This is a genomic window from Ligilactobacillus animalis KCTC 3501 = DSM 20602 (assembly GCF_001434535.1).
GTDB lineage: Bacteria > Bacillota > Bacilli > Lactobacillales > Lactobacillaceae > Ligilactobacillus > Ligilactobacillus animalis.
Genome location: NZ_AYYW01000005.1, coordinates 1 through 16,620, shown reverse-complemented (window position 1 = coordinate 16,620; position 16,620 = coordinate 1). Strand labels below are relative to the sequence as shown.

The window sequence follows — 16,620 nt, the reverse complement described above, 5'->3', positions numbered from 1 at the left end:
TTTCACGTTCATTTTACCACAGGATATGGTGAATAAAAAAAGCAGCCGAGGTCAAGACCTCGACTGCTTTGAGCAAAATGCTAAGAGATTAGTCTTCTAAGCTCTTCAAACCGTTTGTAAGAACTTCTTTCAAAGTCTTAGCAGATTCTTGCATTTGCTTCATTTCTTTTTCGTTCAAAGGAACTTCGATAACTTGCTTAACACCATCAGCATTAACTACAGCAGGTGTACCAATGTAGATGTCGTTTAAGCCGTATTGACCATCCATGTATGCGGAGATTGGCAATACTGTATCTTCGTCACGTAAGATAGCTTTAGAAATACGTGCAAGAGCAGCCGCAACACCGTAGAATGTAGCACCTTTCTTGCTGATGATTTCGTAAGCTTTATTTCTAACGTCATCTTCCATCTTATCAAGAGTTTCTTGAGAGATGTTGTTAGCTTTTACCCAATCCAAGAATGGAACAGCACCGATCGTTGCAGCTGAGTAAGCAGCAAATTCGGAGTCACCGTGTTCACCCATGATGTATGCGTGCATAGAACGAGGATCCTTGATGCCTGTAAGGTCAGCCATAGCAACACGAAGACGTGCTGTATCCAAGGATGTACCTGAACCTAAAACGCGTTCTGTTGGGAAGCCAGAGAACTTCCATGTTGCGTATGTCAAGATGTCAACTGGGTTAGCAGCAACCAAGAAGATACCGTTAAAACCAGAATCAACAACTGGTTTAACGATTGATGACAAGATGCGTAAGTTCTTGTTAACAAGGTCAAGACGAGTTTCACCAGGCTTTTGAGGAGCACCTGCAGTAATAACAACTAAGTCTGCATCTTTGCAGTCAGAGTATTCTGCAGAGTAGATCTTCTTAGGATATGTGTAACCTGTAGCATCGATCAAGTCTAATGCGTCACCTTCAGTACGTTCTTTAACAACGTCAACGATACCGAATTCTTCAGCAATACCTTGTAAAGCCATTGCATATGCATAGCTAGAACCAACAGCGCCGTCACCGACTAAAATAACTTTTTGATGATTTTGTGTTTTTGACACAGTAATTCATCCTTTCTTAAGTAACTTAATTGATACTCCATAAGTATAACATGTTTTTCAGTAAATGGTGCAAAGTTTTCACGAGTTTGTAAGTTTTTTTTCAGTAGAAATCACAAAGTGTGGTATACTTAGTGAAATTAAATCAATTATTGGAAGCGTCTTTTTAGACGCTTCAATGCTAGATGTACGCTTAACTGTGCCTAAGTACGGTTTGAACAGTGTGCATTTTTTTTGGTAATGTAAATTTTCTTTTAGATGTGAAAGGTTTTGAATTTAAAGATGAAATTGATCGTAGGATTAGGTAATATTGGCCGTCAATATGAAAATACCCGTCATAATACGGGCTTTATGATCGTGGATCGCTTTGCAGATGCAAATGGTCTTTCCTTTAATAGGGAAAAATTTGATGCTCAACTAGCTGATGGTATGGTCGGGGGCCAAAAAGTTTTGTTGGCTAAACCGACTACTTATATGAATGAATCAGGTCGTGCAGTTCGCCAGATCGTGGATTATTACGACTTAGATCTTGATGATGTGATCATCGTCTATGATGATATGGATCTTGATTGTGGTCGTTTACGGTTGCGGCAAAAAGGCTCTGCTGGAGGACATAATGGGATCAAGAGTTTGATCGCTCATTTAGGCACCCAACAATTTGACCGTTTACGGGTGGGGATCGATCATCCGAAGCAAACCAAAGTCGTTGATTGGGTCTTAGGTCGCTTCACGCCAGAACAACGCGAAAACTTCGATCTAGGAGCAGCTGATGCAGTAGCAGCGTTAGAAGAGTGGGTCAAGACCGATGATTTTGCGCAAGTGATGAATAAGTTCAACCGTAACAGGTAAGAAAGGATACGCCATGAAGATGAAACTAAAGGAAGCCTTTCAGAGTCTTCCAGAAGTCAAAGAGTGGTCACAAAAAGAACCAGGTCGTCATTTGATCACGGGACTGACCGGCTCGGCTAAGACGCTTTTTTTAGCTGAGCTGTTCTTAGAAAATGCAGGTCCAAAATTGATCGTCTGTGATGACTTGTATCGGGCCCAACAGTTAGCTGATGATCTTGAAAGCATCTTAGATCCAGCTGATGTTTTGTTGTTTCCTGTCGAAGAGATGCTGGCGTCAGAAATGGCAACGAGTTCACCTGAATTTAAAGCGCAACGTGTTTTAGCGTTGGAAGCGTTAGCCAAGCAGGAAAAAAAGCTGATCGTGACTTCAATGTCGGGGTTACGGCGCTTTTTACCCCCAGTTGAACTTTGGCAAAAAAGCCAGTTAGATCTGGTCGTTGGCCAAGACTATGAATTAGCTGAATTGGTGCAGTTGTTGGGCCAAATGGGCTATACGCGTCAAAAGCAAGTTGAACGCCCAGGCGACTTTGCACTGCGGGGCTCGATCCTAGATATTTTTCCTTTAAATATGTCAGATCCGCTCCGGGCAGATTTTTTTGATACGCAGTTAGATTCATTGCGGACTTTTGATGTGGCTGATCAGCGCAGTTTAGAAAATATTGAACAGGTGCAGATCTTACCGGCAACTGACCTTATTTTTAATAAGGAACGTTTGGAAAAAGCGGCGTTAGCTTTAGATGAAGCTGTCAAAAAAGCTTCCACTAATCTGGCTAAAGAAACAAAAGAGCAACTGGATAAGAATTTTTCAGCTAAGATCGATACCTTTTTGAAGGGTGAATTAAGTGCTAAAGATCTGAGCTTAGTTGAGTATATCTATCCTGAAAAGCTCAGTTTATTCGATTATTTAGCTCCAAATGGTGAAGTATTTTTTGATGACTACCCGCGTTTGCGCGAAAAAGAAAAACAACTAATTCAAGAAGAACAAAATTGGATCGTTGAGCAGTTGGAAAAACAACAATTACTTGCGAATGCTGTTTTAGGCCACGAATTGAGCTCTTTAGAAAAGAAGGTCAAACAGTCTAAAAACTTTTTAGCCGCCTTTCCTAAGGGGATGGGGCGGATGCGCTTTGTGCAGCATTTAGACATCAAAGCACGCATGGTCCAACAGTTCTTTGGCCAAATGCCACTGCTAAAAGCCGAAGCAATGCGCTGGAAAGAAGGCGGTCAAACCGTTGTCTTGCTGGTCGGTACTAAAGAACGCCAAGAAAAGTTCCGTCAAACGTTAGCCGATTTTGGGATCACGTCTTTATTAGGATCAGTCGATGACATCCAGCCTGGTCAAGTGCAGATCGCTTTAGGTCAGTTGAACAGTGGGTTTGAATTACCGGAATTAAAATTAGTCGTTTTGACTGAACAAGAACTCTTTGCTAAACGCTCACGCAAACAACCTAAACGCCAAACGATGAGTAACGCAGAACGTTTGAAGAGCTATACCGATCTGAAAAAAGGGGATTATATCGTTCACGTCAACCATGGGATCGGGCGTTTTATGGGAATGCAGACTTTAGAAGTCGGTGGTAAACACCAAGACTATATGACGATCGTTTACCAAGAGGATGCCCAGCTCTTTATCCCGGTCTCTCAGCTCGATCGGATCCAAAAATACGTGTCAGCGGAAGGCAAGACGCCACGGATCAACAAGTTAGGTAGTAACAAATGGGCTAAGACCAAGAGCAAAGTTGCCGCTAAGATCGAAGACATTGCCGATGAACTGGTCGAATTGTATGCGCAACGTGAATCTAATAAAGGGCATGCCTTTCCCCCAGATGATAGTTACCAACGGGAATTTGAAGCGGCTTTTCCTTTTTCAGAAACACCTGATCAGTTGCGGAGTGCTAAAGAGATCAAAGCCGATATGCAAAAAGAACGCCCGATGGATCGTTTGTTGATCGGTGATGTGGGTTACGGCAAGACTGAAGTTGCTTTACGGGCGGCCTTTAAGGCGATCGAAGACGGCAAGCAAGTTGCTTTTTTAGCGCCGACAACGGTTTTGGCGCAACAACATTTTGAAACGATGCAGGCGCGCTTTGAGGGTTTTCCCGTCAATATCGGTGTCTTATCACGGTTTAGCACTAAAAAACAAGTTGATGAAACTTTGGCTAAGCTAAAAAGTGGTGAGTGTGATGCCGTTGTTGGGACCCACCGTTTATTGTCTAAAGACGTCAAATTTGCTGATCTGGGCTTGTTGATCATCGATGAAGAACAACGCTTTGGGGTCAAGCATAAAGAGCGTCTAAAAGAACTCAAGTCGACTGTCGATGTTTTGACACTGACAGCTACGCCGATCCCGCGGACATTGAATATGTCGATGTTAGGTGTGCGGGATCTATCGGTGATCGAGACGGCGCCGATGAATCGGTATCCGATCCAGACCTATGTGATGGAACAAAATTACGGGGTGATCGTGGATGGTATCAAGCGCGAAATGGCACGTGGGGGGCAAGTATTTTTCTTGCACAATCGAGTCGATGATATCGAAAAAAAGGTCGATGAGCTACGGAGCTTAGTGCCCGAAGCTAAGATCGCTTATATCCATGGGCAAATGACAGAGACTCAATTGGAAGGGATCTTGATGGACTTTATCGCGGGCCAATACGATGTGTTAGTGACGACAACGATCATCGAAACTGGGGTCGATATCCCAAATGCCAATACACTTTTTGTGGAAAATGCTGATCGGATGGGGCTAGCTCAGCTCTATCAATTACGCGGACGGGTCGGACGATCGAACCGTGTCGCCTATGCCTACTTCATGTATGAACCTGATAAAGTTTTAACGGAAGTGAGCGAAAAACGTCTGGAAGCGATCAAGGACTTTACCGAATTAGGTTCAGGGTTCAAGATTGCGATGCGTGACCTCTCGATCCGGGGAGCGGGTAATCTATTAGGTAAGCAACAACATGGCTTTATCGATTCGGTCGGCTATGAGTTGTACACGCAGATGTTGAATGAAGCAGTCGCTAAGAAACGTGGCCTTAAGCCTAAGTTACACACGGATTGTCAGATCGATCTTTCATTAGAAGCTTATCTACCCCAAAGTTATATCGAAGATCCGCGCCAAAAGATCGAACTTTATAAGCGGATCCACCAATTGGAAAATAAAGAACAATATGAAGAGATCAAAGAAGACCTCATCGATCGTTTCGGTGAATATCCTGTTGAGGTGGCTAATTTACTAGAAGTTGGATTATTGAAGCTATATGCTGATCATGCATTATTAGCCAATATCACTCAAACTAGTGCAGCTAAGCTCACATTGGATCTTGCGCCTGTAGGGGTGAAAAAATTCAATGCCCCGATGATTCTCAAAGCGTTGGATGCAGCTGGACTCGATGCGACCTTTGAAACGACGGACAAAAAGACAGCTATCAAGTTGACTTTGCAACCAGCACAGCAACCAGAACTCTTGGCTAAGCTCCAAAAATTATGTTTTAATTTAATGGCTGAGATCGATAACAAACCACAGATCGAGGAAACCGTAGATGAAAAATGAGCAAGTCAAAAAGACGATGAAAGGGGCTTTGATCCTTTCGATCGCGTCGTTGATCGCTAAGATCTTAAGTGCGGTCTATCGGATCCCCTTTGAAAATATTGTTGGAAATACTGGTTTTTATGTCTATCAGCAGGTCTATCCGCTCTATGGGATCGGCGTTGCTTTTGCCTTGACCGGCTTTCCGGTCTACATTTCTAAGCTAGTTGCCGAACAACGCGATGAAGCGGCCAAACTGCGCTTAGTTCAACAGGTATTTTTGATCTTGTGCGTTTTTTCGGGCGCGATCTTTGTCGGACTGCGGGTATTTGCCCCGATTATTGCACTTTTGATGGGAGATCCACAGCTGACAGTTTTGATCAAAAGTGTGGCTTGGATGTTTTTGTTCATGCCATTTTTGGCGGTCGGACGGGGCTATTATCAAGGGACATTTGATATGCTCCCGACTGCGATCTCACAGGTGACTGAGCAATTCATGCGGGTTGGGATGATCATCTTAGCAGCCTGGGCCTTTACACTTTTTGACTGGTCCTTATACCGGATGGGATCTGTTGCGATGTTGGCCTCTAGTGCGGGGGCAGTAGTTGCTTGTTTGAGTTTTATCAAATTTTATGCTAAAAAGTTTTTCAAAAAAACGGCTGCCCCTAAATTCAGTTATCTTTACCTGATCGAAAAACTCTTTAGCGATGGTTTGATCATCTGTTTATTTGCTTCGACGATGGTCTTGTTGCAGTTGATCGATTCTTTTACGCTCGTACGTGGGTTATTGCACAACGGGATCCCAGCCGCGGCGGCTAAAGATCTAAAGGGTATCTATGATCGAGCCCAACCGTTATTACAGTTAGGCATGGTCCTTGCGATCGGTTTTTCTTCAACGCTCTTGCCGGCATTGAGTCAAGCGTTGCAAAAGCGGAAATACGCTGAATTTCGGCGGATCGCACAAGTTATGTTGCGTGTCAGTGCGGCGATCTCGGTGGCAGCTTGTTTTGGGATGGGCGTCTTGATGCCACAGATCAACACTTTACTGTTTGGGGATGCGAATTTGAGCGCCGAATTGGCCGTTTATGTAGTCAGCGTGATCTTTATCACTTTGATCGGGACCTATAATTCGATCTTGCAGAGTTTGAATCAGTTTTTGATCACGGTTGTCGGTCTGCTAGGTGCTTTAGTTCTAAAATTCGTACTAAATATCTGGTTGGTCGGGCGCATGAATATTATGGGTGCCAGTGTTGCGACCGTGCTTAGCTTGATTTTTGCGCTAGTCTTTATGCTGTTGTTTAGCCCTGAGATCGTCAAAGGGTTGTTCAATGAAGGGCATTTTTGGCTCAAGTTAGGCTTAGCGATCACTGTGATGCTGATCAGTGTGCGGATATTTACCATGAGCTACATGCATTTTATCGGTAATGAGCGTAGCGATACGCTCGTCATGTCGCTTGGAGGAGCCTTTTTAGGGGCTCTGGTCTTTTTAGGGTGTGCCTTAGCGTTCAAATTATTTAGCGTCCGCGAATGGCTCATGTTACCCGGGGGCAAAAAGATCTTGAAAGTTTGGCAAAAAATTATCAGAAAAGAGGGAATCTTATGAGATTAGATAAATATTTAAAAGTTTCACGTGTGATCAAACGGCGCAGTGTGGCAAAACAAATCGCCGACCAAGGCCGGATCACGATCAATGACAAAGTTGCTAAGTCCGCTAGTGATGTGGTAACAGGCGATACTTTAGTGATCAATTTTGGAAATAAAACTTTGACTTTGAAAGTTCTAGAATTAAAGGATACGACCAAAAAAGATGAAGCTAAGGGTATGTACGAGATCATCAGTGAAGAATATAAGGAAGATTTTAGGCTCTAAATTGAATCTTTAACACCAAGTTTGTTATAATCGTCGTAAATATGTAACGGTTTTGGATGATTTGGTGAGGTCTAACTGAATGAAAGAAGATAAGCAAAAGATCAAAGTCATGAATAATGATTTTTATCGGGAAAAAACAGCTGCCAAAAAGCGGATGGCCGCCAAAAACCGGCGTTATCTGCAACACAAAGTCATAATGCGTTTGTTTGCAGTGATCGCGACGGTCGTGACCGTTGTTTGTCTAGTCCAAGTCGGACGCAACTTGTGGCAAGCACATACGGTCAAGCAACAGACGACAACTGCTCAAAAAAAACTTGATAAGGTAAAAAAAGACAATTCTAGCTTGAAACTACGGGTAAAGCAGCTAAATGATGATGAATATTTAGAGAAGTTGATCCGGGAGAAATATTACTATTCTCGTGACAATGAAACGATCTATAATTTGCCCGATGATAAGGCTAAAAGTGTCTTAGATTCAGAAAAATAAATTTTTTTGGTTAAACTACTAGTATCGTGATATACTTAGGTGTATTTTATTAGAACTTTCTAGGAGGAAAAATTTTTTTATGTCAATTGAAGTCGGAGAAAAAGTCAACGGCAAAGTATCAGGAATCACTAATTTTGGTGCTTTTGTGGATTTAGGGGATAAAAAAACTGGCTTGGTGCATATCAGTGAAGTTTCAAATAATTTTGTTAAGGATATCCATGATGTGTTGACAGTAGGGGATAAAGTAACAGTCAAAGTGCTTTCGGTCGGTGAAGATGGTAAGATCAGTTTATCGATCAGAAAAGCAAGCGACAATGTTCAAAAAGAGTTTGAGAAAAATACCAAAGAAGAGCGCAACCAACGTGAAGGCGACTTCCGGAACAATGGTAAGGGAAATAATCACAGAAATAACGGTAATGCGGGCAAGGGTCGTTCCTTTGCGCCTCGCAAAACTGAAAACAAAAAGAAAGACTTCGACTCTTTATTGGCTGGTTTCTTAAAAGAAAGCGACGAACGCTTGACCTCTTTGAAACGGAATACGGAAGGTAAGCGCGGTGGCCGTGGTGGGCGCCGTAGCTAAGATATAAAAGGACTGTGGCATTTTGTCACGGTCCTTTAGTGCTTTAAGGGAGAAATTTTATGCAAGCGACAAAACAGCAGTTTGCCCTACAGTGGCAAAATTTAAAGCTCTCAGCTAAAGAAAAAGTCTTGGTGGCGGTCTCGACGGGAGCAGATTCGATGGCATTATTGTGGCTGTTAGCGCATTTGCCGGTAGCAATGCGTCCGCAGATCAGTGTGGCATATGTCGATCATCAATTACGCGACCAAAGTAAGGCTGAGACAGAATTTATCCAACGCTATTGCCAAGAACACGGGTATCCTCTTTTTATCAAGACTTGGGCTGTAGCTGAGCATCCACAGACTGGACTGGAAGAAAAAGCCCGCAAAATGCGATATGGATTTTTTGAAACAGTACTAGAAAAACAAAAGATCAAGTACTTATTGACGGCGCATCACGCCGATGATCAAGCTGAGACCTTTTTGATGAAGTTGTTGCGTGGGGGCGACTTGGCGCAATTGACGGGGATCAAAAGCAGACGTAAATTTGGGAATCGAGCCGAGTTGCTCCGCCCGTTGTTGGGCTTTACCAAAGCACAATTGTTACATCTAGTTCAGGAACAAAACATCACATATTTTGAGGATGAGACTAATGGACACGATGACTATTTGAGAAATCGCTTGCGACACCACGTTATTCCGCAATTAAAGCAAGAAAATCCGCAATTTTTAGCGCATGTGGAAAATTACGCTACGCAGTTGAGTGAAGTTCTTAGCTTAGCCGATGAAGCGAGTAAAGAAAAATTGGCTAAATTACAACAAGATGATGGTAGCTATGCCTTAGAGCAGTGGCAAGCGTTGGCCGTGCCGTGGCAAAATCAGCTTTTACGCCAACTTTTCCGACAAAATCAGCTAGAATTATCGGAAAAAAAACTGGCTCAAGCTAACCGTTTGCTAAATAACACTACTAAGCCACAGGGACAACTCGATCTGGGCCAAGGATATTTTTTGGTCAAAGAATACCATCATTTCTGGATCGCTGATCATCCTTTGCCAAGTGAGAACTTAGAGCTTCAGCGATCTTTGGCATTAGGCGAGTGGCAATGGATATCTGAGACGGAAAAAGTCGGGCTCTTTTTTAAAGATGCTTACCGCCCGCGCCCAGGTGATGATATCTTAGCCGTGTCTGCAGAGGAGGCACCATTTCTTTTGCGTCACCGGCGACCCGGCGATCGTATGAAAACTAAGATCGGAACTCAAAAAATCAAGCAGATCTTGATCGATCGAAAAATAGCGAAAACTAAACGTGAGCGTCTGTGGTTAGTTGCAGCCAAGGATGGAAACATTTTATGGGTCGTTAAAGTGAAAAAAACTGATTTGTCACCACGGCTCGTAAATGCTAAAATGCAATACATAATAGTTTTGCGAAGAGAGGTAAAAGATGATGAATAACGACATCAAAGAAATTTTATACAGCAAAGAAGATATTCAAGCAGTTGCCCAAAAATTAGGGGCACAGATCACCGCCGACATGAAGGATAAAAACCCCCTCGTGATCTGCGTTTTGAAGGGTGCGATCTTGTTTATGGCCGATATCGTGCGTGAGATCGACACGTACTGTGAACTTGATTTTATGGATGTATCCAGCTATGGCGATGCAACTGAATCATCTGGTGAAGTTAAGATCATCAAGGACTTAGACGTTTCTGTCAAAGATCGTCACATTTTGATCGTCGAAGATATCATCGATACGGGTCGCACTTTGGAACGGTTAGTAGAATTGCTCAAACACAGAAATGCAGCTTCAGTTAAGATCTGTACTTTATTAGATAAACCTGAGCGTCGGGTGAAATCTGTCGTGCCTGATTATGTTGGCTTTGAAGTGCCAAATGAATTCGTGGTCGGCTATGGTCTAGACTACATCGGACATTACCGTAACTTGCCTTACGTAGGTATTTTGAAACCAGAAGTTTACGAGAACAATTAATAGTCAATATTAGTCAAATATGATATTATTGGTTCGATAGCTTTAAATTTTATGAAATTTACCTAAAAGGAGGAACTCCATGAATAATAACAAAAATGGACTAGTGAAGAATAGTCTATTTTACATTGTGATCTTCCTTGGCATTATGGGTGCGCTCTATTACTTTGTCGGTAATCGTGGCGGTACTCAATCACAACAGATTCAATCGAGCCAATTCATTACCGAATTGAAGAAAAACAATGTCAAAGATTTCACAATGCAACCAGCAGGTAGTACCTACCGCATCACAGGTACCTACAAAAAACCAGCTAATGTGGAAAAGACTGGTGGCCTAACAGGTATTGCGGGTACCTCTACTAAAGTCTCGACCTTTACGACCAACGTGTTGACCAATGATACCTTAGTTAAGCAGATCGAAAGCTATGCTACTAAGAATAAAGTCAAATATGGCGCTAAAGAAGAGGAATCCAGCAGTATCTGGGTCCAACTCTTGATCTACGTCTTGCCCCTTGTCTTCTTTATCTTCTTCTTCTACATGATGATGGGACAAGCTGGCCAAGGCGGTGGCAATGGTCGTGGAGTGATGAACTTTGGTAAATCCAAAGCTAAGCCAGTTGAAAAGAAGAACAACAAAGTTCGCTTCTCTGACGTAGCTGGGGCCGAAGAAGAAAAGCAAGAATTAGTCGAAGTAGTCGAATTCTTGCGTGACCCACGTAAATTCCTTTCTTTGGGTGCACGGATCCCATCCGGTGTGTTACTCGAAGGACCTCCCGGAACTGGTAAGACTTTGTTAGCTAAAGCAGTCGCTGGTGAAGCGGGAGTACCATTCTTCTCGATCTCTGGTTCTGACTTCGTGGAAATGTTTGTCGGTGTCGGGGCTAGTCGTGTGCGTGATCTGTTTGAAAACGCCAAGAAGAGTGCGCCAGCCATCATCTTTATCGATGAGATCGATGCTGTCGGTCGGCGTCGTGGCAATGGCATGGGGGGCGGTCACGATGAACGTGAACAAACCTTGAACCAATTGTTAGTTGAAATGGATGGTTTTGAAGGTGATGAAGGTGTCATCGTGATGGCCGCTACGAACCGTTCTGATGTTTTGGACCCAGCCTTGCTACGTCCAGGACGTTTTGACCGTAAGATCTTAGTTGGTCGCCCTGACGTTAAGGGCCGTGAAGCGATCTTGAAAGTCCATGCCAAGAACAAGCCACTTGCTAAAGATGTCGATCTTAAGATGATTGCTAAGCAAACACCTGGCTTTGTCGGGGCTGACCTTGAAAACCTGCTCAACGAAGCCGCTTTATTGGCTGCTCGGCGCAACAAAAAAGCGATCGATGCCTCAGATATCGATGAAGCTGAAGACCGCGTGATCGCTGGTCCAGCTAAACGTGATCGCGTTATCAGCAAGAAAGAACGCGAGACCGTGGCTTACCACGAAGCTGGGCATACGATCGTTGGTCTGGTCTTAAACGATGCGCGGGTCGTTCACAAAGTTACGATCGTCCCACGTGGTCGTGCTGGTGGTTATGCGATCATGTTACCAAAAGAAGATCAAATGCTGCTTTCCAAGAAAGACATGCAAGAACAAATTGCTGGCTTGATGGGGGGACGCGCTGCTGAAGAGCTTATCTTTGGGCAACAATCCTCTGGGGCTTCCAATGACTTCCAACAAGCAACTCAATTGGCACGTGCAATGGTGACCGAATACGGGATGAGCGATCAATTAGGTCCTGTCCAATATGAAGGTCAAAGTGGCATGTTTGCTGGGGATGCTGTGCCTGGTCAATCCGCCTTCTCGATCAATACAGCTAATGCGATCGATGAAGAAGTCAAACGCTTATCCGAAGAAGGTATGGCTTTGGCTAAGAAGATCATTTCAGAGCATAAAGAGCAGCATGAAGTTATCGCAAAAGCCTTGCTTGAATACGAAACACTTGATGAAAAGCAAATTTTGAGCTTGTATAAGACAGGTAAGATACCAGCCCAAAATGAAGATGAGTTTCCAAGTGAAAAAGCAACAGCGACGACTTTTGAAGAATCAAAAGAAGCTTTGGAACGTAAAGAAGCTGCTAAACGTGAAAACAAAGTAGCTGATGAAACGACATCTTTCCCAAGTGAAAAAGATGCAACTGCTGATAAAAATAAAACCACAGTCTTCTATCCAAAAAAGGATAAAAAAGACACAGACTCGGATAAAGATTAGTCTTTGAGCGAGTGGTGGAATAAATTTTAATAGGAGGAAGTAAGTTGGCCTATGTGCCGCCCGCTTGCTTCCTCCTTATTTGTTGAAAAAGATAAAGGAATAGGTGAATAAAATGTCTGATTATTTAGTTAAAAGTTTAGCCTACGATGGGCAATTACGTGCGTATGCGGTCGATGCAACCCAAACAGTTCGCCAAGCACAAGAATATCATGATACTTGGAGTGCGGCTTCTGCAGCTTTAGGTCGAACATTAGTCGCAACTTTACTATTATCGGAAGCTTCATTAAAGGGTGAAGGTAAGATGACAGTGAAAGTCAACGGTGATGGACCATTGGGCGCGATCGTCGTTGATGGTAATGCCAATGGAACGGTCAAAGGCTATGTCCAACACTCACATATCCATTTACCATTGAACGATAAGCACAAGATCGATGTTAAAGGTGCAGTCGGAACGACAGGTTTCCTATCCGTTACTAAAGACCTGGGCTTAAAAGAACCATTTACCGGGCAAGTACCGCTTGTTTCGGGTGAATTGGGCGAAGATTTTACGTATTACTTGGCTAAGTCCGAACAGATCCCATCAGCTGTTGGGTTGTCAGTTTTTGTCAATGATGATAATACGATCCAAACAGCTGGCGGCTTTTTGATTCAAGTCATGCCAGGAGCAACGGATGAAGTCTTGACTAAACTGGAAGAACGCTTAAAAGACTTGCCACTAGTTTCAGAAATGATGCGTGAAGGTTTGACCCCAGAAGATATCTTAGTCAAATTATTTGACGAAGAAAATGTTGAGATCTTGGATAAAAAGCCGGTAGCGTATGAATGTGATTGCTCTAAGGACCGTTTTGCCCAAGCGATGGCCAGCCTACCTGAAGCAAATATCGAAGAGATGATCAAAGAAGATCACGGCGCAACTGCTTTATGTCATTTTTGCAATCGTGAATACCATTTTTCAGAAGATGAATTGCGTGAGATCGTAAAAAATGCAAAAGAAAAGTAGTCGTTTAAATAAAAGTGTGCTATTATCTACAAACGAAGTAAAGAATGATTTTATGAGGTGAAATTGATCCATGGAATGGAAAATTGGAGATATCACGATCCCAAACCAAGTTGTGGTAGCCCCAATGGCTGGGGTGACCAATGTGGCCTTTCGGATGATCTGTAAGGAATTTGGTGCAGGTATGGTCGTATGTGAAATGATCTCGGATAAAGGGATCCATTTCCGTAACAAAAAGACACTTGAGATGTTATTTGTCGATCCAAGTGAACATCCAGCAAGTGTGCAGATCTTTGGTGGAAGCAAGGAAACTTTAGTCGAAGCAGCTCAGTTTGTGGCGGAAAATACCAATACTGATATTATTGACATCAATATGGGGTGCCCTGTGCCTAAAGTTACTAAGACCGATGCTGGGGCAAGATGGTTACTTGATCCGGATAAAGTATATGAGATGGTCAAAGCCGTTTCGTCATCCGTTGAAAAACCAGTTACCGTAAAAATGCGGACCGGTTGGGATGAGGACCACATTTTGGCGGTCGAAAATGCATTGGCAGCGCAAGAAGCTGGGGCTAGTGCATTAGCAATGCATGGTCGGACAAGAAAACAACTTTACTCAGGTCATGCAGACTGGGAGCTATTGCATGAAGTGGCTAATAAGTTGACGAAGATCCCATTTATCGGTAATGGGGATGTTCGCACGCCGCAAGATGCTAAGACGATGTTGGATGAAGTTGGTGCTGATGCCGTGATGATCGGACGGGCGGCTTTAGGCAATCCATGGATCGTTAAGCAAACGACACATTACCTAGAGACTGGTGAATTATTAGAAGAACCAAAACCAGCTGAAAAGATCGCAGTGGCTAAAGAGCACTTGCATCGTTTAGTTGAAGCTAAAGGTGAAATCGTGGGACCAAAAGAGTTTAGATCCCAAGCGGCTTACTATCTTAAGGGGATCCCACGTTCAGCCAGAACCAAAGCTGCTTTGAATTCAGCTGATACAGAGCAAGAAATGCAAGAGATCTTTGATAATTTCTTGGCTGATATGATCGCTCAACCAATTCGGCGTTAATTATGACTTTTGAGTATGCTATAATTAAAAAATAGTAAAGATGAAACGTGTTCGAAAAGGCACCACCTTTTCTCACACTCTAAAGAAAGGCGAGGATTTTTAAATGGGTAACCAACAAAACATGAATGACCAATTGCGTGTACGTCGTGAAAAGATGCAAGAATTGCGCGCAGAAGGTATCGATCCCTTTGGTCATCGGTTTGAACGTGATTCAATGAACCAAGACTTGCATGATAAGTATGGTGAAATGGACAAAGATGAATTAAATGGCTTGGAGATCACAGCAACGATCGCTGGCCGTATGGTAGCTAAACGTGGTAAAGGTAAGGTAGGCTTTGCTGATCTACAAGACCGCACTGGTAGAATGCAACTTTATATCCGTAAAGATGAAGTGGGCGAAGATATGTATCACATCTTCAAGCGCTCAGATCTGGGTGATTTCTTAGGTATCAAGGGTCACGTTATCAAGACTGATATGGGTGAATTGACGATCAAAGTGACAGAATTGACTTTCTTATCCAAAGCTTTGCGTCCATTACCAGACAAGTGGCATGGTCTTCAAGACGTAGAACAGATCTATCGTCAACGTTACTTGGACTTGATCTCCAACAAAGAAAGCTACGATCGTTTTGTGAACCGTAGCCGGATCATTTCAGCTATTCGTCGCTATTTAGACGGCGAAGGCTTCTTGGAAGTGGAAACACCAGTGTTACATACCCAAGCTGGTGGTGCTGCTGCACGTCCATTTATCACTCACCACAATGCTCTAGATATCGAATTATATCTTCGGATCGCCCTTGAATTACACTTGAAGCGTTTGATCGTTGGTGGGATGGAACGTGTGTATGAGATCGGTCGTGTCTTTAGAAATGAAGGTATCGATACACGACATAATCCAGAATTTACAATGCTTGAATCTTATGCTGCATACTTTGACTTTGAAGATGTTATGGATGAAACAGAAGGTATCTTCAAAGCCGCTGCTTCAGTAGTGTCAAATAACAACATCGTGAACTATCAAGGTAAAGATGTCGATTTTGATAAGCCATTTAAGCGCGTGCACATGGTCGATATCATCAAAGAATATACTGGTGTCGATTTCTGGGAAGAAATGACTTTAGAACAAGCTCGTGCTTTGGCTGATGAGCATGGTGTTCACTATGAACAATACTGGAAAGTTGGTCATATCATCAACGAATTCTTCGAACAATTCTGTGAAGATAAGATCGTTGACCCAACATTTGTTTACGGCCATCCAGTTGAAATTTCACCGTTAGCTAAGAAGAACGTTAAGGATCCACGTTTCACTGATCGCTTTGAATTGTTTATCTTGGGTAGCGAATATGCTAATGCCTTTACTGAGTTAAATGATCCGATCGATCAACGTGAACGTTTTGAAGCACAAGTGGAAGAACGTCAAGCTGGTAACGATGAAGCAGAAGGTATCGATGAAGACTATATCGAAGCTATGGAATATGGTATGCCTCCTACAGGTGGTCTAGGTATCGGTATCGATCGTTTGGTGATGCTGTTGACAGATGCACCTTCGATCCGTGATGTTTTATTATTTCCAACAATGCGTCCGATCGAAAATAACTAAAAATAAGATATTTTTTCTATGCTGTGGCTGCTTAGTCACAGCATTTTTTTGATATATGTAAGTTGATCAAAAAAATTAAAAAAAGTCCTTGACGCTTAAATGTATTCCTTGCTATACTATAAAAGTTGCTGATGCAGAGCAGTTACTTAAAAATATAATATAAAAAAGATGTTGACATCATCTTGGGAATCATGATATTATATTTAAGCTGATTTGTTACAGCAGAAAAAATAAAACAAAAAAATATTGACATCATTCAATGTTTTTTGTTAAAATAATCTAGTCGTCAAAAAACGACTGAGATAAAAATTAAAAAAGTTGTTGACATGAAAAATTCAATGTGTTAAAATGTTGATGTTGATTGTATCAACTGAGTAGATCTTTGAAAACTGAACAAAGTTTCGATAAGCAAATGTGCAGGGTCTCT

The 16,620-nt window shown here is 42.7% G+C and carries 13 protein-coding genes; 12 read left to right on the top strand and 1 reads right to left on the bottom strand.

What is annotated here, in order from left to right; all coding sequences use genetic code 11:
* Positions 1 to 88: 88 nt before the first annotated feature.
* Positions 89 to 1,051 (bottom strand): L-lactate dehydrogenase, encoded by a 963-nt coding sequence (locus FC30_RS01815; RefSeq protein ID WP_010689772.1) that lies wholly within the window; start codon positions 1,049 to 1,051, stop codon positions 89 to 91.
* Between the two features lie 279 nt (positions 1,052 to 1,330).
* On the opposite strand from FC30_RS01815, the gene pth reads away from it, so the two are divergent.
* From pth to lysS, 12 genes are all read left to right on the top strand, one after another.
* The gene (gene pth / locus FC30_RS01810; protein WP_010689769.1) at positions 1,331 to 1,897 is read left to right on the top strand and encodes an aminoacyl-tRNA hydrolase; all 567 of its coding nucleotides are present in this window, start codon (positions 1,331 to 1,333) and stop codon (positions 1,895 to 1,897) included.
* A gap of 19 nt (positions 1,898 to 1,916) precedes the next feature.
* The gene (gene mfd / locus FC30_RS01805) at positions 1,917 to 5,450 is read left to right on the top strand and encodes a transcription-repair coupling factor (protein WP_029507350.1); all 3,534 of its coding nucleotides are present in this window, start codon (positions 1,917 to 1,919) and stop codon (positions 5,448 to 5,450) included.
* Complete coding sequence (locus tag FC30_RS01800) at positions 5,440 to 7,029, top strand: putative polysaccharide biosynthesis protein (RefSeq protein WP_056938457.1); 1,590 nt, start codon at positions 5,440 to 5,442, stop codon at positions 7,027 to 7,029. Before mfd ends, FC30_RS01800 begins: the two co-directional genes overlap by 11 nt.
* Entirely contained in the window at positions 7,026 to 7,295 is a 270-nt protein-coding gene (locus tag FC30_RS01795) for an RNA-binding S4 domain-containing protein (RefSeq protein ID WP_010689766.1), read from the top strand. The genes FC30_RS01800 and FC30_RS01795 overlap by 4 nt, the downstream gene beginning before the upstream one ends.
* A 79-nt stretch (positions 7,296 to 7,374) precedes the next feature.
* Positions 7,375 to 7,782, top strand: a complete 408-nt coding sequence (locus FC30_RS01790) for an FtsB family cell division protein (protein WP_010689765.1) — start codon at positions 7,375 to 7,377, stop codon at positions 7,780 to 7,782.
* 79 nt (positions 7,783 to 7,861) lie between these two features.
* Positions 7,862 to 8,362, top strand: a complete 501-nt coding sequence (locus tag FC30_RS01785; protein ID WP_010689764.1) for a S1 domain-containing RNA-binding protein — start codon at positions 7,862 to 7,864, stop codon at positions 8,360 to 8,362.
* Positions 8,363 to 8,421: 59 nt separating this feature from the next.
* Positions 8,422 to 9,792: a tRNA lysidine(34) synthetase TilS gene (gene tilS, locus FC30_RS01780; protein ID WP_082597201.1), complete on the top strand. Its 1,371-nt coding sequence runs from the start codon at positions 8,422 to 8,424 to the stop codon at positions 9,790 to 9,792.
* Positions 9,785 to 10,327 carry a hypoxanthine phosphoribosyltransferase gene (gene hpt / locus FC30_RS01775; RefSeq protein WP_010689760.1) on the top strand — a complete coding sequence of 181 codons (543 nt, stop codon included), beginning with the start codon at positions 9,785 to 9,787 and terminating at the stop codon, positions 10,325 to 10,327. The genes tilS and hpt overlap by 8 nt, the downstream gene beginning before the upstream one ends.
* 79 nt (positions 10,328 to 10,406) lie before the next feature.
* Positions 10,407 to 12,527, top strand: a complete 2,121-nt coding sequence (gene ftsH / locus FC30_RS01770; protein ID WP_010689759.1) for an ATP-dependent zinc metalloprotease FtsH — start codon at positions 10,407 to 10,409, stop codon at positions 12,525 to 12,527.
* Between the two features lie 112 nt (positions 12,528 to 12,639).
* Complete coding sequence (hslO, locus tag FC30_RS01765) at positions 12,640 to 13,527, top strand: Hsp33 family molecular chaperone HslO (protein ID WP_056938456.1); 888 nt, start codon at positions 12,640 to 12,642, stop codon at positions 13,525 to 13,527.
* 70 nt (positions 13,528 to 13,597) lie between these two features.
* Positions 13,598 to 14,593, top strand: a complete 996-nt coding sequence (gene dusB, locus FC30_RS01760; RefSeq protein ID WP_010689754.1) for a tRNA dihydrouridine synthase DusB — start codon at positions 13,598 to 13,600, stop codon at positions 14,591 to 14,593.
* A gap of 103 nt (positions 14,594 to 14,696) precedes the next feature.
* Positions 14,697 to 16,193 (top strand): lysine--tRNA ligase, encoded by a 1,497-nt coding sequence (lysS, locus tag FC30_RS01755; RefSeq protein WP_004050100.1) that lies wholly within the window; start codon positions 14,697 to 14,699, stop codon positions 16,191 to 16,193.
* Positions 16,194 to 16,620 lie beyond the last annotated feature (427 nt).